This window comes from Actinomadura sp. 7K534 (genome assembly GCF_004348575.1).
GTDB classification, from domain to species: domain Bacteria; phylum Actinomycetota; class Actinomycetes; order Streptosporangiales; family Streptosporangiaceae; genus Spirillospora; species Spirillospora livida.
In genome coordinates, this window is sequence record NZ_SMKB01000108.1 from 1 (window position 1) to 23,609 (window position 23,609).

24 protein-coding genes and 1 pseudogene are annotated in these 23,609 nt (G+C 72.3%); 15 read left to right on the top strand and 10 right to left on the bottom strand.

What is annotated here, in order from left to right; translation table 11 throughout:
* From E1266_RS20965 to E1266_RS20975, 3 genes and pseudogenes are all read right to left on the bottom strand, one after another.
* Nucleotides 1-184: pseudogene (locus E1266_RS20965) on the bottom strand (IucA/IucC family protein); the annotation flags it as partial.
* Entirely contained in the window at nt 175-1,818 is a 1,644-nt protein-coding gene (locus tag E1266_RS20970; RefSeq protein ID WP_132049481.1) for an IucA/IucC family protein, read from the bottom strand. The pseudogene E1266_RS20965 and the gene E1266_RS20970, both read right to left, overlap by 10 nt.
* Nucleotides 1,815-2,975, bottom strand: a complete 1,161-nt coding sequence (locus E1266_RS20975; protein WP_132049483.1) for an ATP-grasp domain-containing protein — start codon at nt 2,973-2,975, stop codon at nt 1,815-1,817. The genes E1266_RS20970 and E1266_RS20975 overlap by 4 nt, the downstream gene beginning before the upstream one ends.
* A gap of 127 nt (nt 2,976-3,102) precedes the next feature.
* On the opposite strand from E1266_RS20975, the gene E1266_RS20980 reads away from it, so the two are divergent.
* A complete protein-coding gene (locus tag E1266_RS20980; RefSeq protein ID WP_132049485.1) occupies nt 3,103-3,711 on the top strand; it encodes an HD domain-containing protein in 609 nt (202 codons plus the stop codon).
* On the opposite strand, the gene E1266_RS20985 is transcribed toward E1266_RS20980, so the two are convergent.
* Nucleotides 3,701-3,970: a DUF4031 domain-containing protein gene (locus tag E1266_RS20985; RefSeq protein ID WP_132049487.1), complete on the bottom strand. Its 270-nt coding sequence runs from the start codon at nt 3,968-3,970 to the stop codon at nt 3,701-3,703. The genes E1266_RS20980 and E1266_RS20985 overlap by 11 nt on opposite strands.
* Nucleotides 3,971-4,032: 62 nt before the next feature.
* Between E1266_RS20985 and E1266_RS20990 the strand changes: the two genes are divergently transcribed.
* A complete protein-coding gene (locus tag E1266_RS20990) occupies nt 4,033-5,418 on the top strand; it encodes a dipeptidase (RefSeq protein WP_243718671.1) in 1,386 nt (461 codons plus the stop codon).
* A 24-nt stretch (nt 5,419-5,442) separates the two neighbouring features.
* Nucleotides 5,443-6,354: an NAD(+) diphosphatase gene (gene nudC / locus E1266_RS20995; RefSeq protein ID WP_132049490.1), complete on the top strand. Its 912-nt coding sequence runs from the start codon at nt 5,443-5,445 to the stop codon at nt 6,352-6,354.
* A 56-nt stretch (nt 6,355-6,410) separates the two neighbouring features.
* On the opposite strand, the gene E1266_RS21000 is transcribed toward nudC, so the two are convergent.
* Nucleotides 6,411-6,692 carry a mycoredoxin gene (locus E1266_RS21000; RefSeq protein WP_132049492.1) on the bottom strand — a complete coding sequence of 94 codons (282 nt, stop codon included), beginning with the start codon at nt 6,690-6,692 and terminating at the stop codon, nt 6,411-6,413.
* Between the two features lie 133 nt (nt 6,693-6,825).
* Between E1266_RS21000 and E1266_RS21005 the strand changes: the two genes are divergently transcribed.
* The 5 genes from E1266_RS21005 to E1266_RS21025 all read left to right on the top strand — a co-directional run bounded on the left by E1266_RS21005 (nt 6,826) and on the right by E1266_RS21025 (nt 11,149).
* Entirely contained in the window at nt 6,826-8,901 is a 2,076-nt protein-coding gene (locus E1266_RS21005; protein WP_132049494.1) for an ATP-dependent DNA helicase UvrD2, read from the top strand.
* Nucleotides 8,902-8,951: 50 nt separating this feature from the next.
* Complete coding sequence (tesB, locus tag E1266_RS21010) at nt 8,952-9,824, top strand: acyl-CoA thioesterase II (protein WP_132049496.1); 873 nt, start codon at nt 8,952-8,954, stop codon at nt 9,822-9,824.
* Between the two features lie 224 nt (nt 9,825-10,048).
* The gene (locus E1266_RS21015) at nt 10,049-10,351 is read left to right on the top strand and encodes a hypothetical protein (protein ID WP_132049498.1); all 303 of its coding nucleotides are present in this window, start codon (nt 10,049-10,051) and stop codon (nt 10,349-10,351) included.
* Between the two features lie 121 nt (nt 10,352-10,472).
* Nucleotides 10,473-10,751, top strand: a complete 279-nt coding sequence (locus E1266_RS21020) for a WhiB family transcriptional regulator (protein ID WP_132049500.1) — start codon at nt 10,473-10,475, stop codon at nt 10,749-10,751.
* 92 nt (nt 10,752-10,843) lie between these two features.
* On the top strand, nt 10,844-11,149 hold the full coding sequence (locus tag E1266_RS21025; protein WP_132049502.1) for a hypothetical protein: 306 nt from the start codon (nt 10,844-10,846) through the stop codon (nt 11,147-11,149).
* 191 nt (nt 11,150-11,340) lie between these two features.
* On the opposite strand, the gene E1266_RS21030 is transcribed toward E1266_RS21025, so the two are convergent.
* Nucleotides 11,341-12,672, bottom strand: coding sequence for an AarF/ABC1/UbiB kinase family protein (locus tag E1266_RS21030; protein ID WP_165966149.1), 1,332 nt, complete (start codon nt 12,670-12,672; stop codon nt 11,341-11,343).
* Nucleotides 12,673-12,860: 188 nt separating this feature from the next.
* Between E1266_RS21030 and E1266_RS21035 the strand changes: the two genes are divergently transcribed.
* The 3 genes from E1266_RS21035 (at nt 12,861) to E1266_RS21045 (ending at nt 15,054) form a co-directional block, all read left to right on the top strand.
* Nucleotides 12,861-13,661, top strand: coding sequence for an enoyl-CoA hydratase-related protein (locus E1266_RS21035; RefSeq protein ID WP_165966150.1), 801 nt, complete (start codon nt 12,861-12,863; stop codon nt 13,659-13,661).
* Nucleotides 13,662-13,834: 173 nt separating this feature from the next.
* Complete coding sequence (locus E1266_RS21040) at nt 13,835-14,392, top strand: M48 family metallopeptidase (RefSeq protein ID WP_132049506.1); 558 nt, start codon at nt 13,835-13,837, stop codon at nt 14,390-14,392.
* On the top strand, nt 14,389-15,054 hold the full coding sequence (locus E1266_RS21045; RefSeq protein WP_243718673.1) for a hypothetical protein: 666 nt from the start codon (nt 14,389-14,391) through the stop codon (nt 15,052-15,054). Before E1266_RS21040 ends, E1266_RS21045 begins: the two co-directional genes overlap by 4 nt.
* Before the next feature lie 26 nt (nt 15,055-15,080).
* Here E1266_RS21045 and E1266_RS21050 read toward each other — a convergent pair whose 3' ends face one another.
* The 3 genes from E1266_RS21050 to E1266_RS21055 form a co-directional block, all read right to left on the bottom strand.
* A complete protein-coding gene (locus E1266_RS21050) occupies nt 15,081-15,602 on the bottom strand; it encodes an NUDIX hydrolase (RefSeq protein ID WP_132049508.1) in 522 nt (173 codons plus the stop codon).
* Nucleotides 15,603-15,775: 173 nt separating this feature from the next.
* Nucleotides 15,776-15,952 (bottom strand): hypothetical protein, encoded by a 177-nt coding sequence (locus E1266_RS38125; protein ID WP_165966151.1) that lies wholly within the window; start codon nt 15,950-15,952, stop codon nt 15,776-15,778.
* Nucleotides 15,949-17,355, bottom strand: coding sequence for a zinc-dependent metalloprotease (locus E1266_RS21055; protein WP_132049510.1), 1,407 nt, complete (start codon nt 17,353-17,355; stop codon nt 15,949-15,951). Before E1266_RS21055 ends, E1266_RS38125 begins: the two co-directional genes overlap by 4 nt.
* 89 nt (nt 17,356-17,444) lie before the next feature.
* On the opposite strand from E1266_RS21055, the gene E1266_RS21060 reads away from it, so the two are divergent.
* Nucleotides 17,445-18,539 (top strand): NAD-dependent epimerase/dehydratase family protein, encoded by a 1,095-nt coding sequence (locus E1266_RS21060; protein ID WP_132049512.1) that lies wholly within the window; start codon nt 17,445-17,447, stop codon nt 18,537-18,539.
* A gap of 99 nt (nt 18,540-18,638) precedes the next feature.
* Here E1266_RS21060 and E1266_RS21065 read toward each other — a convergent pair whose 3' ends face one another.
* A complete protein-coding gene (locus E1266_RS21065) occupies nt 18,639-21,542 on the bottom strand; it encodes a UPF0182 family protein (RefSeq protein ID WP_132049514.1) in 2,904 nt (967 codons plus the stop codon).
* Between the two features lie 119 nt (nt 21,543-21,661).
* On the opposite strand from E1266_RS21065, the gene E1266_RS21070 reads away from it, so the two are divergent.
* The 3 genes from E1266_RS21070 to E1266_RS21080 all read left to right on the top strand — a co-directional run.
* On the top strand, nt 21,662-22,189 hold the full coding sequence (locus tag E1266_RS21070) for a PPA1309 family protein (protein WP_132049516.1): 528 nt from the start codon (nt 21,662-21,664) through the stop codon (nt 22,187-22,189).
* 58 nt (nt 22,190-22,247) lie between these two features.
* Nucleotides 22,248-22,661: a molybdenum cofactor biosynthesis protein MoaE gene (locus tag E1266_RS21075; RefSeq protein WP_132049524.1), complete on the top strand. Its 414-nt coding sequence runs from the start codon at nt 22,248-22,250 to the stop codon at nt 22,659-22,661.
* 27 nt (nt 22,662-22,688) lie between these two features.
* On the top strand, nt 22,689-23,609 hold a 921-nt coding region (locus E1266_RS21080; protein ID WP_132049518.1), incomplete at its 3' end, for a PDZ domain-containing protein.

The window sequence follows — 23,609 nt, forward strand, 5'->3', positions numbered from 1 at the left end:
TGTGTATAAGAGACAGGGCCAGGCCGGTGCGCAGCACGACGCCCGCGCGCGGCAGCCGGGCCACCAGGTGCGCGCCGTCCGGCCGCACCTGCTGCTCGGGCGCGCAGACCTCCCGGATCAGGCAGTTGAGCAGCGCGGTCGAGGTGGCGTCGTCGGCGGCGGTGCCGGGTTCTGTCAGCAGCACGTCGGGTCCCGTGGCGTGGTCGGTGGATTGGTGCGGTCGGTGGGAGCGGGATCACGGGCATGTGGGGCCCGCAAGTAGTTCGGGCCCGGCGGGCCGTAGTGCTTGTTGATGTCGGCAGCGCCGGTCCGCGCCTTGTCGACGAGGGTTCCGGCGGTGACCATGGCCTTGGCGGGCAGCGTGTCCGCGTCGAGCGTGCGGGCGCGCAGGAACGCGTCGTCCGGCCCGAGGGCCTCGTCGAGCCGTTCGCGGATCATCGCGCGGCCGGCGCCCCATGGGAGGAGGCCGCGTTCGGCGAGACCCAGAGCGGGGGCTGCGGCGCACAGGTGCAGCGTGATGGTGACGAAGACGCGGGCGAGCGCCTCGTCGTCATCGGTCGTCATCCGGCGGTCGACGAGGTCGCGCGGATCCGTGCCGGGGGACGGCGGGAGCCGCTCGCGGAGCCGGGACGCGTTGATCAACGCCCCGTCGTTGTCCTTGACCAGAAGCCGGAGCGGAGAGTCGTCCAAGACCAGGGCGACGTTCTGCTGATGCGCCTCTAGCGCGATGCCATAGCGGAACAGCGTGACGTTCCACGAGAACAGGGCCGACAGGTAGGTGTCGAAAAGCGGCTCGACGTCCCAGCGTTCGATGACGTAGCCGTTGTCCGGGGCCTCGGCGAGCAGCGCCGCCACGGGGACGATGTGTGCGCGCGCTGTCTCGGGCGGGAATCGCCGCACGAGGTAGGCGAGGAGAGGATCGTGCGCGTGGCCGTAGGTCTGCTCGTCCGCGAGCAGCACGGGCAGCGCGGGTTCCCGCTGGAGGACGCGGCGCAGGAGGCGTTCGACGAGCGCGCCGTCCGGAAGGGTGCCGGGCCTGATCGTGCGGCGGTTGCGCACGCCGAGGGTGCTGGTCGGCAGCGGCATCTTCAGGTGGCCGAGCGGCGCGGCCGCCACCGTCCGCATCGACAGCGTGGGGGCGACCCGCAGGTACGGCTCCGGGGCGAGGACCGCGCCGGGGTGCCCGCCCACCTGCCGCGCCGCCAGCGGATGGACGGGGAACAGCGCGGACCCGTCCGCGAGCGAGGCCAGCCCCACGTCGGCGGGGGCCGGCCACCAGCCCGGGAGCGGCCCCGCGAGCGCCGGGTTCCGCACCGCGGCCCACCGCAGCGGGAACGACGGCGCGAATTCGGGCGCGTAGCGGCCCAGATCGGCCAGGGACAGCCCCGCGCGCCCGCGGCTCGCCGGATGCACGGGATGGTCGTTGTAGGCGGCGAGGGTCTCGTAGAACGTGCCGGGGCCGCGGCGCAGCCCGTCCGGGATGCGCGCCAGGCGCCGGTGCACCGCCGCCCGCGCGTCGTCGTGGAGCCTCATGGCCGCGAGGGCGTCCAGGCATTCCCGCTCGAAGGCCGCCACGTCGTCGCGCGGGTCCGCCAGGGCGTGGACGGCGGCGAAGACGTCGCGGAGCCGGAGATCCTGCGCCGGGTCCACGACGAGGTCGGACAGGAACGCCGGACGCGCGTCCATGAGGCGTACCGAACGTCCCGGCACCTCCAGCGTCCGGTGCTCGACGCGGTCGTGCAGCCCGGCGTAGTTCTCGCGCAGGAGCGCCGTGAGGACACGGGCCGCCAGCCGGCGTTCGACGTCGTCGCCGGTCACGCGATCGTCCAGTCGTGTGCGGCACGGAAGCGCGCCAGCGCGGCGTCCACCTGGTCCGCCGAAGGGCCGATGGCGCGGACCGTGCCCAGGTAGTCGCGGTTGGTGCGGGTGACCGTGACCGTGTCTCCCACTTCGCGCTGCGGCCGGTAGGACAGCCGTACTGGGCCGTCCTCCATCTGGAGGGGGCCGGGAGCCGCCGTGAGCTTGCCGGACCGGTCGGCGATGACGGGCTCGGCGACGGCGTGCCGCCGCCCGGGAACCTGCCAGTCCGCAAGGGGCTCGCCCAGGTGGACCTTCAGGATCTGCTCGAACAGGGGCACGCCGAGCAGGTCGGCCAGAAGGAAGTCACAGTGGTCACCGATCAGCCGGTAGTTGACCTCGATGATGTGGGCGCGCCCCTCGTGGACGACGAACTCCGTGTGACACGCACCGAACCCGATCCCCAGGGCCTCCAGTTGCCGCAACACCTGTGGCGTCTCCGGCGGCGGCTCCGCCCACTCCAGGCGCTCTTCAACGAAGAAGGGCGGCGGCGAAACGGTCGTTAGGAACGACCCCAGGACGCGGATCTCCCGCCCATCGCCGAGTGTCTCCAGCGTGTGGAGCCGCCCGGGAAGGTACTGCTCCGCCACCAGCGGGTCGTCCCGCCGTGCCGCGATTTCCTTCACGCGTGCGGCCAGTTCCGCGGCGTCCTGTACGAGGAACACGTCCTCGCTTGCCACACCCTCACGCGGCTTCACGACGAGCGGGTACGGCGCGTTCTCGGGCACCCGGCGCGCGTCCGCCGAGAACACGGGATCGACGGGCGCCAGATGCCGCCGCATGAGGCCCTTGTTCTTCGCGCGGGTCGCCGCCCGCCAATCCTTGGCCGGCAGCCCGAAGTACGCCGCTGCCAGCGCAGCCGGTGCCTGGAGGAAATCGCTGTTCGAGAAGACGGCCGCGGGCCCGTCCCCACCGGCGGCCCCGGCCTCGACCGCGGCGATGATCTCCCGGAAGTCGGAGACGCCGCACTCGACGACCGGCCCGTCGAACCCGTGAGCGGCGGCCGGACGGTCGGTCAGCAGTGTCACGTCGAGCCCCAGGCGCGCGGCGGCGGGCAGGAACCCGTGCGTCACCGAGTCGGTCGCCTTGCCGGCGACGAGGTGGAGAGAGGCGGCCACGACAGGCCCTTCCAGGTGAGGTAAGCCTTGCCTAACTCGGAGTGATCATCATAGGGGGCGCCGGGCCGCATGCAAGAACGATGACATGCGTGTCCCGGCCCGTTCCGCGATCCGTCAGGATGGGGTCATGGATCTCGTCGACCGGTGGGTCGCGCTCGCGGGGCCGCACACCCGGCATATCGGAACAGAGCTGGACAAGCGCTACGGCGAGCCGCACCGCCGCTACCACACGCGCGAGCACCTCACCGCGGTGCTCGACCTCGTGGACGAGTTCGCCGGGCACGCCGCGTCCCCGGGCCTCGTCCGCCTCGCCGCCTGGTTCCACGACGCCGTCTACGACCCCGAGCGCGCCGACAACGAGGAGCGCAGCGGCCGCCTCGCCGCCCGCATGCTCGCCGACACCGACCTCAGCGAGACCGACATCGAGCAGGTCGTCCGCCTGATCGAGCTGACCACCACCCACGCGCCCGAAGAGGACGACCGGGACGGCCAGGTCCTCTGCGACGCCGACCTCGCGATCCTCGGCGCGTCCCCCGACGAGTACGCCGCCTACGCCGCCGCCGTCCGCGAGGAGTACGCGTTCGTGCCGGACGAGTTCTTCCAAGCGGGACGCGCCCAAGTGCTCAACGGCCTCCTGGCACTGCCCAGGCTCTTCCACACACCCGCCGCACGCGAACGCTTCGAAGAACGCGCGCGCAAGAACATCCAGACGGAACTGAAGCTCCTCAACGCCTGAGGTGGACGGCCTTCCGGCGCCGCAGCCCCGCCGCGGTCAGCCGCAGAAGCAGCTCCTGGCAGCCGACGGCCTGCGCCCCCAGCGACACCGCCGCCTCGTAGAGCTCCGAAGGGACGTCGTAGTGGTCGCGCTCGAACGCCCGCGGCGGCATGCCCAACTCCGCCGCGAAGGCGTGCAGCTCCTCGTAGGAGACATCGCTGACCATGTGCGACCACACGCGCCCGCGCGCCGGCCACAGCGGCGGATCAATGAGAATCAAGGCGGCTCCGCGGGACGGGTGACCTACAGTGCCTGACAGTACACATGCGAAGGGGCATGCGGGTGAACGACATAGTCGCGCACATTCAGGCCGGTAGAGACCGGTTCGTCGCCGACCTCAAGGAGTGGCTGGCGATCCCGTCCATCTCCGGGGACCCGGCGCACGCCGGGGACGTACGGAAGTCGGCCGAGTGGCTGGCCGGGCACCTGCGGGACGAGGGCTTCCCGGCAGTCGAGATCTGGGAGACGCCCGGCCTCCCCGCCGTCTACGCCGAATGGCCCGCGGAGGACCCCGGCGCCCCAGCCGTGGTCGTGTACGGCCACCACGACGTCCAGCCGGTCGAACCGCTCACCGAGTGGGACACCGACCCGTTCATGCCCGTCGAGAAGGGCGACCGGCTCATCGGGCGCGGCGCGTCCGACGACAAGGGGCAGGTCTTCTTCCACACCCTCGGGATCCGCGCCCTGCTCGCCGCGTCCGGGCGGCAGGCGCCGCCCGTCACGATCAAGCTGCTGGTGGAGGGGGAGGAGGAGTCGGGGTCGGTGCACTTCGCCGACCTGCTGCGCGAGCACCGGGAGCGGCTCGCCTGCGACGCCGTCGTCATCAGCGACACGACGATGTGGGCGGCGGACGTCCCCTCCATGTGCACCGGGATGCGCGGCCTCACCGACGCCGAGGTCACGCTCCGCGGCCCGTCCACCGACCTGCACTCCGGCTCGTTCGGCGGCGCGGTGCCGAACCCGCTGCACGCGATGGCGGAGCTGCTCGCCGGGCTGCACGACGCCGACGGGCGCGTCACCCTCCCCGGCTTCTACGACGACGTCGTCCCGCTCACGGACGAGGAACGGGCCCTCTTCGCGCGCCTCCCGTTCGACGAGGAGGCGTGGCTGCGGGCCGCCGGCGACAGCCGCGCCGCGCACGGCGAGAAGGGCTACAGCACGCTCGAACGGATCTGGGCGCGCCCGACGGCCGAGATCAACGGCATGTGGGGCGGGCACACCGGGCCCGGCGGCAAGACCATCGTCCCCCGCGACGCGCACGCCAAGATCTCGTTCCGGCTCGTCGCCGGGCAGGACCCCGGCAAGGTCCAGGAGGCGTTCCGGCAGTGGGTCGCCGGGCGCACGCCGCCCGGCGTCGAGGCCGAGGTGCGCCTCTCCGGCGGCGGCGTCCGGCCGTGCTTCTCGCCGATCGACTCCGCCGGCGTCAAGGCCGCGCGCCGCGCCATGGAACGGGCGTTCGGCACCGAGGTGCTGTTCACCCGCGAGGGCGGCAGCGGCCCCGAGGCCGACCTCGCCGACATCCTCGGCGCCCCGCTGGTCTTCGTCGCGGTCGGGCTCAACGGCGACCGCATCCACGCGCCGAACGAGAAGGTCGAGATCCCGCTGCTCCTCAAGGGCGCCGAGGCCGCGGCGTACCTGTGGGAAGAACTCGCCGCCGCGCTGCGCTGACACCCGGGGGAGAGGAGCGGAACGTTGACCGAAGGGCCGCTGGAATGGCTGGCGCTCGCGCGCGGCACCCTGGACAGGGTCGCCCTGCACCGCCGCGACGACGCATGGCTGGAGGCCGCATGGGCGGACCCGGGGACCCGCGTCCTCGTCGTGGAGGACGGCCGCGCGCCGGTGTCCTACGAGCCGCGTCCCGCGCTCGCCCTCGTTCCGCCGGAGTGGGCGCCGGACGGTGACCGCTGGCTCCTCGGCGTCGACGACGACGGCACCGCCTACTTCGGGACGTCCGGGCCGCTGCCCGAGATCGAGGGCACCCGGCCGGGCGGGCTCCGCCGCGTCGGCGCGCTCCTCGACGACCGCGACTCCGGCCTGCTCACCCACGCCGTGGCGCTGGAGCACTGGCACGGCAGCAACCGGTACTGCCCGCGCTGCGGCACCGAGACGCGGCCGGCGTCCGCCGGGCACATGCGCGTCTGCCCGAAGGACGAGTCGCAGCACTTCCCCCGCGTCGACCCGGCGGTGATCATGCTGGTGACCGACGAGGCCGACCGGATCCTGCTGGCCCGCGGCCCGCAGTGGCCCGCCGACCGCCGCTCGATCCTCGCCGGCTTCGTCGAGCCGGGGGAGTCGCTGGAGCAGGCCGTCGCGCGGGAGGTGAAGGAGGAGGTGGGGGTGCCCGTCCGGGACGTCCGCTACCTCGGCAGCCAGCCGTGGCCGCTGCCGCAGAGCCTCATGCTCGGCTTCACCGCGAAGGCCGACGGCGACGTCCCGCTGTCCCCCGACCCGGAGGAGATCACGGACGCCGCCTGGTACACCCGCGGCGAGCTGCGCGAGGCCATCGAGGCCGGCGACATCGTCGCGCCCGGCCCGCTGTCCATCGCCGCCCAGCTCATCATGCGCTGGTACGGCGGCGACCTCCCGAAGATGCCCGACTTCTGACCCCGGACAGGCGCGAGCCCGGCAGCCTCATCGGATGCCGGGCTCCCGGGGACGGTTCAGGCGAGGGAGGCGAGCTTCGCCTTGACCGCCTTGGCGCTGGGGTTGGTGACCGCGGAACCGTCGGGGTAGACGATGGTCGGAACGGTCATGTTGCCGCCGTTCACGCTCATGACGAAGTTCGCGGCCTCCTGGTCGCGCTCGATGTCGACCTCGACCATCTCGATGCCGTCGCGGGCGAGCTGGCTCTTCAGCCGCCGGCAGAACCCGCACCAGGACGTCGTGTACATGGTGAGCTGGCCGGTCGGGCCCTTGGCCCGGTCGGTCGTCGGCGTCGCCATCGCTCCGTCGTCTCCCTCGTTCGTTCGTACGATTCGCTCTCCGGTGAACAGTAGACGCCGCGTCCGCATTCCTCGCCGTCCACAGTTCCGCGTGCCGGGTGATGCGGGTGGTGCGGGCTGCGAGTATGGGGGGATGTTGGCTGAGTCGGTGCTGGAGGGACTCGACCCCGAACAGCGGGCGGTCGCCGAGGCGGTTAAGGGCCCCGTGTGCGTGCTGGCGGGCGCCGGGACGGGCAAGACCAGGGCCATCACGCACCGCATCGCCTACGCCACGCTGACCGGAGTGGTGACGCCGCAGCGGGTGCTGGCCGTGACGTTCACCACACGGGCGGCGGGCGAGCTGCGCAGCCGGCTGCGGCAGCTCGGGGCGCCGGGCGTGCAGGCGCGGACGTTCCACGCGGCGGCGCTGCGCCAGCTCACCTACTTCTGGCCGCGCGTCGTCGGCGGCGAGCCGCCCAGGATCATCGACTCCAAGATCGCGCTGGTGGCGGACGCGGCGAAGGCGTGCCGGCTGTCCCTCGGCCGCACCGAGCTGCGCGACGTCGCCAGCGAGATCGAGTGGGCGAAGGTCACCCAGCACCGCCCCGAGGACTACCCCGCCGCCGTCGCGCGGGCGGGCCGCCGCGCCCCCGCCGACGTGGTGGACGTCGCGCGCGTCTACGCCATGTACGAGCAGCTCAGGCGGGAGCGCAACCTCCTCGACTTCGAGGGGATGCTGGAGCTGACCGCGGCCGTCCTCACCGAGCACCGGGAGGTCGCGAACCAGGTCCGCGAGCAGTACCGGTACTTCGTCGTCGACGAGTTCCAGGACGTCAACCCGCTGCAGAAGATGCTGCTCGACACCTGGCTCGGCGACCGCGACGACCTGTGCGTCGTCGGCGACCCCAACCAGACGATCTACTCGTTCACCGGCGCGTCCCCGTCCCACCTGCTCGGCTTCACCCGCGACCACCCGGACGCGAAGGTCATCAAGCTCGTCCGCGACTACCGGTCGACGCCGCAGGTGGTGCGGCTCGCGAACGGTGTGATCGGGCAGGCGCGGGGCGAGGGCGCGATCCGCCACGGGCTGGAGCTGGTGGCGCAGCGCGACCAGGGCCCCGAGCCGGTGTTCAACGAGTACGACGACGAGGTCGCCGAGGCCGACGACGCGGCGCGGCGGGCCCGCAAGCTCATCGAGGAGGGCGTCCCCGCGCGGGAGATCGCGATCCTGTACCGGATCAACGCGCAGTCCGAGACGTACGAGGCGGCGCTGGCGGCCGCGGGCGTCCCCTACGTGCTGCGCGGCGCCGAGCGGTTCTTCGAGCGGCCCGAGGTCCGCGAGGCGGTGGTCCGGCTGCGCGGCGCGGCGCGGGCGGGCGCCGACGCGGAGACTGACGGGACGGGGCTGATCCTGACCGTCCGGCACGTGCTGTCCGGGGCCGGGTTCTCCGACCGGCCGCCCGAGGGGGCGGGGGCGGCCCGCGCCCGCTGGGAGTCGCTCGCCGCACTGGCCCAGCTCGCCGAGGACATGGCCGCCGACAACCCCAAGGCCGGCCTCCCCGACTTCGTCGCCGAACTGGAGGAGCGCGCCGCCGCCCAGCACGCGCCCCCGCTGGAGGGCGTCACCCTGGCGTCGCTGCACGCCGCCAAGGGCCTGGAGTGGGACGCGGTGTTCCTCGTCGGGCTCGTCGAGGGCACGCTGCCGATCATCTACGCGGAGACGCCCGCGCAGGTCGAGGAGGAGCGCCGGCTGCTGTACGTGGGCGTCACCCGGGCGCGCGTCCACCTGTCGCTGTCGTGGGCGCTGTCGCGCTCGCCGGGCGGCGCGCGGCACCGCCGCCCGTCCCGGTTCCTGGGCGGCCTGACCGGCAAGACCACCACGCACACCCCGGCGCGCGCCGACCGGACGAAGCGCCGCGCCGCGAAGGGGCCGCTGCCGTGCCGGGTGTGCGGGCGGCCGCTGACCGCCGCCGTCGAGCGCAAGCTCGGCCGCTGCGAGGACTGCCCGTCCGAACTGAACGAGGAGCTCCTCATCGCGCTCAAGGAATGGCGTGCCCGGGTGTCGGCGGAGCAGAAGGTCCCCGCCTATGTCGTGTTCACGGACGCGACGCTGCAGGCCATCGCCGAGCACGGCCCCGAATCGATGGAGGACCTCGCCCGGATCCCCGGCGTCGGAAAGGTCAAGCTCGACAAGTACGGCGAAGCGGTCCTGGATCTGTGCGGCCCTTGACCCCGGGGTGAGACCTCGCTCACGACAGCGGATACGGAAGACTGGCGGCCGTGAAGGACTCTCTGAAGGAACTGCTCGACCTGCTGGACCTCGAACAGATCGAGAACGACATCTTCCGGGGCCGCAGCCCCGAGGAACGGCGGCAGCGCGTCTTCGGAGGGCAGGTGGCGGGGCAGGCGCTCGTCGCCGCCGGCCGGACCGTGCCCGCCAACCGGCCGGTGCACTCCCTGCACGCCTACTTCATCCGCCCCGGCGATCCGCTGGTCCCGATCGTCTACACCGTCGACCGGGTCCGCGACGGCCGGTCCTTCACGACGCGGCGCGTCACCGCCGTCCAGCACGGCAAGGCGATCTTCACACTGTCGGCGTCGTTCCAGATCGTCGAGGAGGGCCCGAGCCACCAGGCCGCGATGCCGGACGCCCCCGCGCCCGAGTCGCTGCCGGACGGCCTGACCCGGCTGACCCCCCTTTTCGGCGAGGTCGGCGCGCGGCAGTTCGTCACCCGGCGCCCGTTCGACATCCGGCACGCCACGCCGCTGAGCTGGGAGGCGGCGGAGGACCCGTCGCTGGTCTCGCCGGAGTCGATCGTGTGGCTGAAGGTCGACGGCGACCTGCCGGACGACCCGCTCCTGCACGTGTGCCTGATGACCTACGCCTCGGACATGACGCTGCTGGACACCGTCCTCCTCAACCACGGCCTCGCCTGGGGCGACAAGCGCACGATGGGCGCAAGCCTCGACCACGCGATGTGGTTCCACCGGCCGTTCCGCGCCGACGACTGGCTGCTCTACTACCAGGACACCCCGTTCGCCGGCGGCGCCCGCGGACTGGCCCGCGGCCAGGTCTTCACCAGGTCCGGTGAGCTGGTCGTATCGGTCATGCAGGAGGGGCTCATCCGCGTCGCGGACTCCCCGCGGGACTGAATTCGCGGAGCTTCCCCGAGAGGTTCGACGCCTCCCGGGACCCGCGGGTTCCGCGGGAAAAAGGTGAACTCCGCCACGAAATCGCAGGTCAAAAATAGGTTGTTGATCGCACGGAGTCCCCGTACTCTCGAACGCGAGCAATCAACACGGCCGTCGGTGGATCTTGCAGATCTCCGAGTGCGGCCCGAGTAGCCAGAGAGGTGGTGTGCAGTCCGGTGATCAGCATGTTGACGAAATCCGCGCAGTCCTGGACCGCCGCCTGCCCTGGCAACTCGATCTCCGGTGCCCCCGCCGCGTATTCCGCGGACTCCGGTGTGCGCCTGCGCGAGTCCCTCGGCATGAGCGGCGAGCGCGGCGTCAACCCGAGTGAAGCGCACCTCGCGCAGCGAATCCAGGACGACCTGGGACGCATCGTCTTCGACCACCTGATCGAGGACGCGACCGTCCCGGCTCCGGCCACGGCCCACGTGGGCGTCACCTTCACGGGTGGCGTGTCGGGTCCGTACCCCTGGAGGCGACCGGCCTAGCAGCAGGCCGGCAAGCCCCCAGGCCGCGGATCCAGACACCGGATCCGCGGCCTTCTTCTTTGTCCAGACAACCCACCGACACGCCCGTTGAGATCCAACGAGAGGAACAAGGGTGACTGTGATGCTGGGGGCTCTCGCAGTGAGCGAGGAGGACCTCACACTTCCGTGCCGGACCGACCCGGAGCTGTTCTTCGCCGAGGCGCCCGCCGACGTCGAGCTCGCCAAGGCCCTGTGCCTGGAGTGCCCGCTGCGCAGGGAGTGCCTCGCCGGTGCGCTCGAGCGCAAGGAGCCCTGGGGCGTCTGGGGCGGTGAGCTGTTCGTCCGCGGTGTGATCGTGCCGCGCAAGCGGCCGCGTGGCCGCCCGCGCAAGCACCCGCGGCCGGAGGACGTGACCGCGTGAGCGGAGGCCGGCCGCGCGAGCGGCCGGCGACCGCCGCGAACCCGGAGGCGCGGTCTCCGCGGGGACCGCGCCTCCGGACGGAGGGGAACACCATGACCGTCGAGCAACGAGAGATCCGCACACGCCGGGTTCCCGGCGAAGACGACATGACCGTGCTCGAAATGCCAATGCTCGACACGACGGCGGTCGACGTGACCGTGCTCAACGAGGAGCTGCCGCAGGACCGGATGTCCGGCACCGTGTCCGGCGAGCTGGCCGCCCGCGTGCGGGTGCTGCGGCGGGCGCGCCGCGACGCGGAGACGAGGGCGTCGCGCGTGCGGCGCGTCCTGCTCGCGCCGACGGCGCCGGCCGCGGCCGGCGGGACGCGCATGCGGGAACCGAAGCCGCACTGGCACTGAGCCCGCGTCGGTAGCAGGCCGCCGCCCGTCCTTCTTGGATGGTTTGGCGGGCGGCGGGCCTCCCGGCGGGCGCATGGAGCGCGTCCGGTGACCCACTTCACCGGGCGTGCGAACAGCGGGACCCCGCGCACCTCATCAGTGCGCGGGGTCCCGGCGTTTTCTCGCGGACCGGCCGTCGCCGGCCGCTCGGCTCAGGTTGAGACGAGCTCTCCGTCCTCGTCGTCCGCGAAGCCCGGGACCCACTTCAGCGCCTCGGCGCGGGCCGGGATCTCGCACTCCAGCTGGCACAGCACGCCGGTCCCCGCGGACAGCACCCGGTGGATGATCACGTAGTCGGGCGGCAGGTTGAGCTGCCGGACGACGTTGGACGGCCGCAGGTCGGTGACCTGGGCGGCCATGTCGCGCAGCCACTCGCGGTTGAACTTGAACGTCTCGGTGACGAACGGCTCGGTCACCGGGGCCAGGAACGCCTGGAGCGACTCGGCGTCGATCTCCACGCCCGCGCGGATGAAGTCCTCCCGGCGCAGCGCCTCCTCGATCTCGTCGATGTCGGCCATCGTGCCGATCCGCAGCAGCAGGCCGAGCCGCTGCTGGAACCCGCCGGGGATGCGGTCGACGGCGCCGAAGTCCAGGACGCCGAGCCGGCCGTCCTCCAGCAGCCGGAAGTTGCCGGGGTGCGGGTCGCCGTGCAGCATTCCGGACCGCTTCGGGCCGGAGAACAGGAAGCGGCAGTACAGCAGCGCGGCGTGGTCGCGGGTCTCCTGGTCCCCCTCGCTGATGATCTTCGAGAGGGCGGTGCCGTCCATCCACTCGCTGATCAGGATGTTGCCGTCCTGCGCGATGACCTCGGGGATGTAGAAGTCGGGGTCGTCCGCGTAGGCCGCCCGGAAGGTCATCTGGGACTCGGCCTCGATCGTGTAGTCGAGCTCCTCGGCCACGCGCTCCTTCAGCTCCGCGAGCATCGACTTGACGTCGAGGCCGGGCATCAGCACGCCGAACATCCGGCCGAGCCGGGCGAGCTGGTTGAAGTCGCTCAGCAGGGCCTTCCCGGCGCCCGGGTACTGCACCTTGACGGCGACGGCGCGGCCGTCGTGCCAGACGGCGCGGTGCACCTGGCCGATGGACGCCGCGGCGGCGGGCTCGTCGTCGAAGGAGTCGAAGTAGTCTCGCCAGTCCTCGCCGAGGAACTCCGCCAGCACCTTGTGGACGGTCGCGGCGGGCAGCGGGGGAGCGGCCTCCTGCAGCCGGGTCAGCGTGGCGCGGTACGGGCCGGCGATCTCCGGCGGCAGCGCCGCCTCGAAGATCGACAGCATCTGGCCGAGCTTCATCGCCCCGCCCTTGAGCTCGCCGAGCACCTTGAAGAGCTGCTCGGCGGTGCGCTGCTGGATCTCCGTGGCGACCGCCTCGGCGGGCTTGCCGAAGGTCCGCTTCCCCATGCCGAGGGCGGTGCGTCCCGCGAACCCGATGGGGAGGGAAGCCAGCTTTGCTGACCGCGTCACCGCGCGGCGGGGAAGATCGCTCACGGGCTCCATTGTCGGTGATCGACTGTCGTTCACGCCACAATCACCAGTAACGATTGTCGGTGCCCCCATCGGTGCACCGTCCCGACCTGCGAAAACATGGTAAGTGTGCGCTTTCTCACGCCCTGTGAGGACGGCGTCGCGGGGGTCCGGCGGCCGCGGCCGGGGGGCCGCACGGTACGGTGCGCACCATGTCCGAAGAGATCGCCGACGTGCTCCCGGTCGAACGCCGTCCGAACGGCGTCGTCGTCGTGACGCTGAACGACCCCGGCCGCCGCAACGCGATGACGGACGAGATGACCGCCGCCTGGAAGTCGGCGATGGCGGAGCTCCGCACCGATCGGCGGGTCCGCTGCGTCGTGGTGACCGGCGCGGGCAGCGCGTTCACCTCCGGCGGAGACCTCTCCTGGCTCGCCGACACCAACGCCATCGCCGTCCCCGCGCTGCGCGACCGGATGCTGACCTTCTACCGGACGTGGCTCGCGATCCGCGACCTCGAGGTGCCGACGATCGCCGCCGTCAACGGGCACGCGGTCGGCGCCGGGCTGTGCCTCGCGCTGGCCTGCGACCTGCGGTACGCGGCGTCCGACGCCAAGCTCCTGGCCCCGTTCACCGCGCTCGGGCTGCACCCCGGGATGGCCGCCACCTGGCTGTTCCCCGAGGTGGCGGGGCTGCCGCTGGCCCGCGAGATGCTGCTGGCCGGACGGGTGCTCACCGGCGACGAGGCGGAACGCGCGGGGCTCGTCAACCGCGCCGTCCCGCGCGGCGAGGTGCTTGACGAGGCGCTCGCCGTCGCCGAACGCGTCGCGGCGCAGGCACCGGTCGCGACCCGGTTCACGAAGGTCGCGCTGGCGAACGGCGGCCACCCCGACATGGAGTCGGCGCTGCGCTGGGAGTCGCTCGCGCAGCCCGTCACGATGGCGTCCCCGGACATGCTGGAGGGGCTCGCGGCGCAGCGCGAGAAGCGCAGCCCGCGGTTCACCGGCGGGTGACCCCGCTGAGGCTGCCGCCCGCGGCTTGACCCACCCATAAGCGGCCGCTTAAAACGTAGGCGCTGACCTGCGACGACGTCAAACACCCTCTATGGGGCGCGCAAATTTTCGAGTACCGTTCAGGCGTGCCCCCTAACGTTGAGGTCCGCCGAAGCGCCAGACGCCGGCGAACCGTGTCCGCCTACCGCGACGGCGACAAGGTGGTGGTGATGGTTCCGTCCAGGCTGAGCAAGGCCGAAGAGGAACAGTGGGTCGCGACCATCCTGGAGCGGCTCGCGGAGCGGGAGCGTCGCCGGCGCCCCACCGACGCCGACCTGCAGGCGCGGGCCCGGGACCTGTCCCGCCGCTACCTCGCCGGACGCGCCGACCCCGTCAGCGTCCGCTGGGTCGCCAACCAGCGCACCCGCTGGGGTTCGTGCACGCCCGACGACCGCACCATCCGGCTGTCCACCCGGCTGCGCGGCATGCCGGCCTGGGTCGTCGACTACGTTCTCGTCCACGAGCTCGCGCACCTGCTCATCCCCGGGCACGGCGCCGACTTCTGGGAACTCGTCGGCAACTACCCGAAGGCCGACCGCGCCCGCGGCTACCTGGAGGGCGTCGCCGCCGCCGCGCACCTGCCCCTTGAGGCGGACGCGCCCGAGGGCGATTTCGAGCCCGAGCCCCGGCGGATGCACCACGGCGACGGGCTGCACCCCAGCGGTGAGTACCCGCGCGAGGTCGCCGGGTGACCGACGGCCCGGACACGGCGCCCGGCGCGTCGTCGCGGTTCGCCGCGGTGCTGTCGCGGCCCGGCCGCCGGACGGACGTGCCGCCCGGCATCGACCCCGACGAGTTCCGCCTCGCCCTGCTCGAAGACACCTACGAGGTCGTGGCCGGGCTCGAACTGGTGACGTCCGCGCTCGTCCTGGACCCGCCCGACCAGCCGGACGCCGAGGCCGTGACCTGGCCCGGCACGCCGATCGTCCGGGAGGCGACCCTCGCCGGCGCGTTCGCGGCGCTGCACGCCCGCGGCGCCACCGCCGCAGCGCTCGTCGCGCCGGACGCGCCCGACCTGCCGCCGCTGCTGATCGGCAAGCTGTTCCGCGCGCTCGGCAGCGCCCCGTCCGCCGCCTGCCGCGCCGACGGCGCCGCCGGGCCGGACGGGCTCGTCGCCCTCGCCGCGCGGCTGCCGCTCCCCGACTGGCTGGCCACCGCCCTCCGGGACGTCGATCTCGACACCCCCGACGCGCTGGACCGGCTCCGCGCCGCCGCGCCGCGGCCCGGCCTCGTCCCGCAGGGACCCGCCTGGCACCGCCTCCGCACCGTCGACGACCTGCGGCTTCTCGACCCCGGCCTGGAAGGCTGGGAGAACACCCGCGCCCTCCTCGAAGGCCACCCGCTCACCCGCTGAGACCGCCGGGATCCAGGCGGACAGGGTCAGGCGAGCAGGGCGACCGCCCGTGCCACGAGCCTGCGGAGCGCGTCGTCGGTGGGCTCCGGCAGGCCGTCCACCGGGAACCAGCGGAGGTCGTCCGACTCGTCGCTCACCGTGTGCCGGGCGTTCTCCGGCGCGATCGCGACGTACTGGACGTCCAGGTGCCAGGTGCCCTGCGGGTGGCAGCGGACCGCGTGCCGGTCGAGCTGGACCGGGTCGGGCAGCAGCCGCAGGCCCCGGATGCCGGACTCTTCCGTCGCCTCCCGCAGCGCGGCGCCCGCGAGCGTGACGTCGCCGGGCTCGCAGTGCCCGCCGAGCTGCAGCCACGCCTTGACCTTGGCGTGCAGCGTCAGCAGCACGCGGGCGCGGGACGCGTCGAGGACGGCGGTGCTGGCCGTGATGTGACCGGCCGCGCACTCCCGCCACATCCCCTCCGCCGGATGCTCCTCCAGATGCCGCAGGAACTCGGCCCTGGTCTGCTCCTGCGCGGGATCGGGCGGTTCCCAGGACGACAGGACGCGCACGGCATCGGCGTACAGGAACCCCGGCGTCAATGACCGCGCGCCCAAGGAGCGGCCCTCGGAAGACCCACCGGAGGAAGGCGTCTCCGCCTCTCCAGGTGTGCCCGCGTCCGCTTCCCTCTCCGCGACCACTTCCCTCTTCGCGTCCGGGCGGCGTCCCTTGCGCGACGCCTTCCTCACGTGCGGCCCACGCGGGGGTAGCGGGAGTTGGCGGGGTGGCGGCGCCGTCGCTCCTGGTCGACCGGCCGGTGCCAGCACAGGCTCGACCGCAGGATGCGGCGCCTGATCGCGTTCATGGACGATCCGGACGAGTACCGGCAGCCGTGCACGCGCGACTCACGCGAGCGGCTCATGTTCGGGGCCCGCCGTCGCCGGGGCCACCGTCGGGGCCACCGTCGGGGCCACCGTCGGGGCCGCCGTCCTTGTCGTCCTTCTCGTCCGGCTCGCCGGGCTCCCCGTCCTCCTGGGGCTTGGTGAGCTCGGACAGGTCGAGGTCGGACAGGCCCTCGATCTCCTCCCGGCCGTGCACGAAGCCGTCCGGGTCGTCGAGGTCGTCGGACGTGGGCAGCAGGTCGGGGTGGTCCCACACCTCGTCCCGGCCCTGGACGCCGCGCACGTCGGTGAGGGTCCGCCACAGCGTCGCCGCCTCGCGCAGCCGGCGCGGCCGCAGTTCGAGGCCGACGAGCGTCGCGAACGTCCGCTCCGCCGGGCCGCCCGTCGCGCGCCGCCGGCGCACCGCCTCGGCCAGCTTCACCGAACCGGGCAGGCGGCCGTCCGCCGCCTCGTTGACCACCGTGTCGACCCACCCCTCGACCAGCGCGAGCGTGGTCTCCAGCCGGGCCAGCGCCGCCTTCTGCCGCGGCGACTCCTCCGGCTGGAGCTGGATCTCGCCGCCGAGCGCCTCCTGGATCGCCTCCGGGTTGCTGAGGTCGAGGCCCTGGACGGCCTGCTCGATGCCCGACAGGTCGACGGTGATGCCGCGGGCGTACTCCTCGACCGCGCCCAGCAGGTGCGAGCGCAGCCACGGGACGTGCGCGAACAGCCGCTGGTGGGCGGCCTCCCGCAGCGCCAGGTACAGCCGGATCTCCTCACCGGAGATCTCCAGGCCCGACCCGAACGCCTCGACGCCCGCGGGCAGCAGCGCACCCACGCCGTCCGGCGCGAGCGGCAGGCCCACGTCGGCCGAGCACGTCACCTCGCGGGCCAGCGCGCCGAGCGCCTGCCCGGCCTGGCCGCCGACCATCGCCCCGGCCATCTGCTTGACCATCCCGATCAGCGGGCCGGCCATCGCCTGCATGTCCGCGGGGATCTCGCCGCCGCCGAGCGCGCCGCCCATCGAGTCGACCATGCGGGTCGCGATCGGGTCGCACACCTTCGCCCACACCGGAAGCGTCTGCTCGATCCACTCGGACCGGCTCCACGCCTGCGGCGTGCGGATGCCGGCGGGCAGCGTCGTCTTCTCGTCGAGCCACAGGTCGGCCAGGCGCAGCGCCTCCTCGACCTGGCGGCGCTCGGTGTCCACGACCGACGGGTCGCCCTGCTCCACCACCTGGTGGCGCGCGATGTTCTTGGCCAGATCCCAGTTCAGGGGGCCGCCGCCCGCGCCGCCCGCACCCTGCCCGCCGATCATGTCCGCGAACCGGTGCAGCATGTCGGCGAACTGCGCCATGTCGCCGCCCATGCCCTTGAATGGATCCTGGGGCCGGTCGTCGTCTCCGTCGCCGGGACGGTTGAAGCCGAAGGGAGTGTCACTCATCGGATCGCCCCTGGGATGCATGATGGGCTCATATCCGCAACGTTAGCCGGTCACGGCAAGGTCGCGTACACAAGGAAGGGGGCACCCCCGTGGTAACGGGCAAGGTTCGCCCTCGGCGTAGCAAGGGCCCGGTCGTCGCAGTCACCGGCGCGGCCACCGGGACGGGGCGGCTGCTCGCCGCCCGGCTCGCCGAACGGGAAGAGATCCGGAAGGTCGTCGCCATCGACGCGCATCGCGGCGACGTGCCCGGGGTCGTCTGGCGTGTCGTGGACATCCGGGACCCGCTGCTGCCCGGCCGGCTCTCCGACGTGGACGTGCTCGTCAACCTGGACGTCGAGCACTCCCCGGACGCCGCCCCCCGCGACCGCCGCACCCACAACGTCCGCGGCGCCCAGACCGTGGTGACCGCCGCCGCTGCCGCCCGGGTCCGCCGGGTGGTCCTCGTCACGTCCACGATGGTGTACGGCGCCTCGCCCGGCAACGAGCTCCCGCTCCCCGAGGACGCGCCGCTGCTCGCCGAGGCCGACGCCAGCGTCGCCGGCGACTTCCTGGAGATGGAGGAGCTGGCCGCGACCGCGCCCGCCACCCACCCCGGGCTGGACGTCACCGTCGTCCGCCCCGCCGCGCTCGCCGGGCCCGGCGTCGACACCGTCGTCACCCGCCACTTCGAGGCGCCGCGCCTGCTGACGGTCAAGGGCAGCACGCCCGGCTGGCAGTTCTGCCACATCGAGGACCTCGCGTCCGCGCTGGACGTCGTCGTCACCGCCGAGGTCGAGGGGCCCGTCGCGGTCGGCTGCGAGGGCTGGCTCGGCCCCGCCGAGGTCACCGAGATCACCGGCAAGCGGACGTTCGAACTCCCCGCCGCCCTCACCTTCGGCACCGCGCAGCGCCTGCACCGCCTCGGCATGACCCCGGTCCCCGCCACCGACCTGCACTATGTCGCCTACCCCTGGGCGGTCGACTGCGCCCGGCTCCGCGCCGCGGGCTGGAAACCGCTCTACGACAACGCGGCCGCGCTGCGCGCCGTCATGGAGGAGACCGCGGGCCGGCACGCCGTCGTCGGACGCCGCGTGGGCGGCAAGGAGGCCACCGTGGCGACCGCGACCGCCGCCGGCGCCACCGTCGCCGCCCTGGGCGCCGCGGCGGCCCTCCGCCGAGCCCGCAAACGCCGCACGACCTCCTGACCGCCGCACGTCAGCGGTTCGCGGTTCGCGCACCGGGTGTGGAAACGGCTCGGCCCGCCTCCGGAGGGGAGGCGGGCCGAGCCGGCTTCGTGCGTCGTGCTAGTTCTCCGTCGGGGTGGGGGAGGGCGACGGGCTCGGGGAGGACGCCGGCTCCTCCTGGCCCGCCGCGGCCAGGGCCGCCTGCGCGTCCTTGATCCGCTTCCAGGCGTCGCCCATCGCCGGGTAGTCGCCGTTCTTCTGCGCGGCCTCGTAGTCCGACACGGCCTTCTGCAGATCGCCGATCGCCTTCTGCGCGGCCGCGCTCAGCTGCGGCGGCGCGTCCCCGCCGTCACCGCCGTCCCCGTCCGGCTCCGATGTCGGCGGTGGCGCCGACGTCGCGCCGCCGAGGACCTGCTTCAGCGCCTCGTCGAGAGTGTCCGCCGCGGCGATGCTGTCGCCGTACCGCACCAGGATCTTGCCGAGGATCGGGTACGGCTGCTGCTCCGTGCCGCCCGCCGCCATCGTGTACATCGGCTCGACGTACAGCAGGCTCCCGCCGAACGGGATCGTCAGCAGGTTGCCGGGCACGGTCTTCGTGCCGCCCTGTCTCAGCGCGAACAGGTCGGCCTTCACCTGCGTGTCCGTCTCGAACGAGTTCTGCACCTGCCCCGGGCCCGCCGGTTGCGCGTTGCGCGGCATCTGCAGGATCTGGATCTGCCCGTAGTCGCGGCCCGGTGTCGACCCGACCGCCATGAAGGCCGCCAGCTGCGGGTTGTTGCGCGGGTTGAACACCGTCGTCAGCGAGAACGACGCCTGGTCCTGGCCCGGCATCCGCAGGCTCTGGTAGTACGGCGGCTGCCGCTTGCCCTTCGCGGACGGGTCCTGCGGCACCTCCCAGAAACCCTCGCCGTTGTAGAACGCCGACGGGTCCGTGACGTGGTACTTCGCGAGGATCTTCCGCTGCACCTTGAACAGGTCCTGCGGGTAGCGGAAGTGCGCCTCCAGCTCCGGCGGGATCGACGAGCGCGGCTGGACGGTGTCGTCGAACACCTTCATCCACGTCTTGGTGATCGGGTCGTTCTCGTCCCACTGGTACAGGTGCACGGTGCCGTCGTAGGCGTCCACCGTCGCCTTGACCGAGTTCCGCATGTAGTTGACGTGGTCGTCGGCCTGCCGCGCCACCGCCGACCGGGTGTCGGTGATGGTGTCGCGGGTCGCGTCGTCGAGGCTCGTCTCCTCCGAGTACGGGTAGTTGTTCGCCGTCGTGTAGCCGTCCAGGATCCACAGGATCCGGCCGTTCACCACCGCCGGGTACGGGTCGCCGTCGAGGGTGAGCCACGGCGCGGCCTTCTGCACCATCTCCCGCGGCGAACGGTCGTACAGCAGCTTCGCGTCGTCGTTGATCGCGCCGGACAGCAGGAGGTTCTTGTCCTGGAACTTCGTCGCGTACAGCAGCTTGCGGAAGAACGAGTCGATCGCGACGCCGCCCTGCCCGTCGTAGTTGTTGCTCTGCTGGCCCGACTCGCTGTTGTCCGGGTAGTTCAGCTCCTGCTGGCCGCGCCCGCCCACGATCGAGTACGTCGCCGAGCGCTCGCCGAAGTAGATCTCCGGCCGGTCCAGCTTGATCTTCTGCTCGGGGGAGACCGGCATGTTCTTCGTGACGAAGTCGGGCACGCCGCCGCCGGCGAACCGGTCGCCGTAGGCGGACACGAACCCGTAGCCGTGCGTGTAGACCATGCGGTCCTTCACCCAGCTGCGCTGCCCCTCCGGCGCCCCGGACAGCTCGCGCAGCGCCACCACCGTGTCGACCAGCTTCCCGTCGATCTGGTAGCGGTCGACGTCCAGTGTGTCGGGGAACCGGTAGAACGGCCTGATCCGCTGGAGCTGCTGGAACGTCTCGCCCACGACGTTCGGATCGAGGACCCGGACGCCGCCGAGCTGGTCGGCCTCCTGCTGCAGCTTCGTCTTGTCCGTGACCGGTTCCTGCCCGTACTGGACGACCTTCGCGCCGTCCACCCCGTACGCACGGCGCGTGGCCTCGATGTTGCGCGAGATGAACTCGCGCTCCTTGGCCAGCTCGTCCGGCTTCACCTGGAACTGCTGGATCAGCAGCGGGTACACCCCGCCGAGCAGGATCGCCGACAGCACCAGCAGCGTGAACCCGACGCCGGGCAGCATCATCCCGCGGCGCAGCAGGTTCGAGAAGAACATCGCGGCGCAGATCAGCGCGATCACCGCGAGGATCGTCTTCGCCGGGATCAGCGCGTTCACATCGGTGTACGACGCGCCGGCCGTCACCCCCCGTTCGGAATGCACCAGCCCGTACCGGTCGAACCAGTACGCGACGGCCTTCAGCAGGATGAACACGCCGAACAGCACCGACAGGTGCGCCCGCGCGGGCGGGCTCGCCTTGTCGCCGGGACCCTGCAGCCGCAGGCCCCCGTACAGGTAGTGCACCATCACCGCGGCCACGATCGACAGGATCACCGTCGCGAAGACGACGCCGATGATCAGCCGCAGGAACGGATAGGTGAAGACGTAGAAAGAGACGTCCTTGTTGAACTGCGGGTCCTTCACGCCGAACGGCGTCCGGTTCAGGAACGCCAGCCACACCGGCCACTGGCCCGCCACCGACGAACCCGTCAGCAGGCCCAGCACGCCCAGCATCGACCAGGCGATCAGCCGGCGCCGCGGATCGATCACCGCGCGGTAGCGCTCCAGGCCCTGCTGCTCGACCGACAGCGGCCGGTAGGCGGGCCGCAGCCGGTACGCCACCGCGACGTTCGCGCCCACCACCAGCGCCATCAGCAGCCCTGCCCCGAAGAACAGCACCACCTTCGCCTGGAGCTGGGTCCTGTAGACGTCCGAGAACCCTATGGAGCGGTACCACAGCAGGTTCGTATAGACCGACGTGAAGACCAAGAACACGGTCAGCAACACGGCCAGTACCACCAGTATCGGCAGCATCAGCCGTGTCCGTCCGGTGCCGAGCCGGCGCCCGAAACCGGGAGTCCGGAAGGTCAAGAGGCCCCTCCGATCGAGATCTCGCTCACCGGCCGCCCGCCGGTTCCTGTAGATGCAACTTACCGACTCACGCGGGGGTTCCCGCACCTCCCCGCACCGAATGCGGGGAAGATGGGCCCGTGAGCCTTCTGGAAGAAGTAGTACTAGATCTTGAACGTCATTCGGCCCAGGAGGGCTGGGACGGTGCGCCACGGCTGTACGCGCTCGTCCGCAGCACCGAACTGCGCCGCGCCGAACCCGACCTCGCCGATCAGCTCGGCCTGCCTCCCGATGCGGACACTCTAGCCGCACTCGAACAACCCGCCCTCCCCGAGCGGGACGGCGTCGAGAGCGCCCTCGCCTCCATCGCCTGGCCCGACGCCGTCGAAGGATGCGCCCTCGTCATGGAGCGGGTCGTCCTCCCGCCCGAGGTCGAGGACGACATCCCCGAGGACGAGGCCGAGGCCGCCGAGTTCGCCGCGACCCACCCCGGACGCGAGGACGTGCGCATGGTCGTCGGCGTCCTCCGCGACGGGAACCGGCACTCCGCCCTCCGGCTCCGCCGCCACGACAGCGAAGACGAGGTCCTCACCGGACCCGACCTCGTCCCCGCCCTCGCCGAAGCCCTCGCCGCCACCTTCGAACCGGACGAACCCGCCGAAGGGTAACCTGCGGACTGTGACCCACGACGGTGTAGACCCAGACGGTGCCGGCCGCGACGGCGTCATCCGGCTGCTCGGCGTCCGCGAGACGCCCCTGTCCATCGACGAGGTGTTCGCCGCCGTCAGCGCCCCCGGCGCCGGCGGCATCGCCGTCTTCGCCGGCACCGTCCGCGACAACGACCACGCCCGCGCCGTCACCGGCCTGTCCTACAGCGCCCACCCCACCGTCGAGCAGCAGCTCCGCGCCGTCATGGAGAAGGTCGCCGCCGACCACCCCGTCATCGGCCTCGCCGCCGTGCACCGCGTCGGCGACCTGCGCATCGGCGACATCGCCGTCATCGTCGCCGCCTCCAGCGCGCACCGCGCCGAAGCGTTCGCCGCCGGCCGCCGGCTCATCGACGACCTCAAGGCGCAGGTCCCCATCTGGAAGCACCAGACCTTCGCCGACGGCGGGGACGAATGGGTCGGCGCCTGCTGATCCCCGCGACCGCATAGAGTTTCCGGCATGTCCCGTCGTGCCGCCACCCTCACCGTCGCGAGCGTGATCGTCCTCCTGCTCGCCGTCGTCGGCTCGGTCATGCCGGTGCCGTACGTGGCGCTGACACCCGGACCCACGAAGAACACCCTCGGCACCGACGACGACGGCCGGCCGCTCATCACGATCGACGGCCGCAAGACCTACCCCGACGAGGGCCACCTCAACTTCACCACCGTCACCTACCGCGGCGGCCCCGGCGGACGCATCGACCTGTTCACCGCCCTGACCGGCTGGCTCGACGGCGACACCGCCGTCGTCCCCGAAGAGACGATCTTCCCCAAGGACGAGTCGCAGAAGCAGGTCGAGCAGGAGAACACCCGCCAGATGCAGAACTCCCAGCAGAGCGCCGAAGCCGCCGCCCTGCGCGAAATCGGCATCGACGTCACCACCCGCGTCGTCATCGAGGACGTCCAGAAGGACCGCCCCGCCGACGGCGTCCTCAAACCCGGCGACGAGATCACCGCCGTCGACGGCACCAAGGCCACCAGCGTCACCCAGATCGTCGACGCCATGTCCGCCCACGACATCGGCGACACCGTCAACGTCACCTACAAGCGCGCCGGCAAAGAGCACCGGGCCGCCCTCAAGACCGTCGCCGACCCCACCGGCGAACGCGCCGTCGTCGGAATCGTCCTCGCCGACCAGTTCAAGATCCCCTTCAAGATCGACATCAGCGTCGGCGACATCGGCGGCCCCTCCGCCGGCCTCATGTTCAGCCTCGCCATCGTCGACAAGCTCACCCCCGGCTCCCTCACCCAGGGCAAGTTCATCGCCGGCACCGGCACCATCACCCCCGACGGCGAAGTAGGCGCCATCGGCGGCATCCAGCAGAAGATGATCGCCGCCCGCGAAGCCGGCGCCACCATCTTCCTCACCCCCGCCGACAAC

Bases quoted from the DNA above. Each gene is read 5' to 3' on its own strand.
- E1266_RS20980 (WP_132049485.1), top strand. From the start codon at position 3,103: ATGGATCTCGTCGACCGGTGGGTCGCGCTCGCGGGGCCGCACACCCGG.
- E1266_RS21000 (WP_132049492.1), bottom strand. From the start codon at position 6,692: ATGGCGACGCCGACGACCGACCGGGCCAAGGGCCCGACCGGCCAGCTC.
- E1266_RS21005 (WP_132049494.1), top strand. From the start codon at position 6,826: ATGTTGGCTGAGTCGGTGCTGGAGGGACTCGACCCCGAACAGCGGGCG.
- E1266_RS21015 (WP_132049498.1), top strand. From the start codon at position 10,049: ATGTTGACGAAATCCGCGCAGTCCTGGACCGCCGCCTGCCCTGGCAAC.
- E1266_RS21020 (WP_132049500.1), top strand. From the start codon at position 10,473: ATGCTGGGGGCTCTCGCAGTGAGCGAGGAGGACCTCACACTTCCGTGC.
- E1266_RS21025 (WP_132049502.1), top strand. From the start codon at position 10,844: ATGACCGTCGAGCAACGAGAGATCCGCACACGCCGGGTTCCCGGCGAA.
- E1266_RS21035 (WP_165966150.1), top strand. From the start codon at position 12,861: ATGTCCGAAGAGATCGCCGACGTGCTCCCGGTCGAACGCCGTCCGAAC.
- E1266_RS38125 (WP_165966151.1), bottom strand. From the start codon at position 15,952: ATGAGCCGCTCGCGTGAGTCGCGCGTGCACGGCTGCCGGTACTCGTCC.
- E1266_RS21055 (WP_132049510.1), bottom strand. From the start codon at position 17,355: ATGAGTGACACTCCCTTCGGCTTCAACCGTCCCGGCGACGGAGACGAC.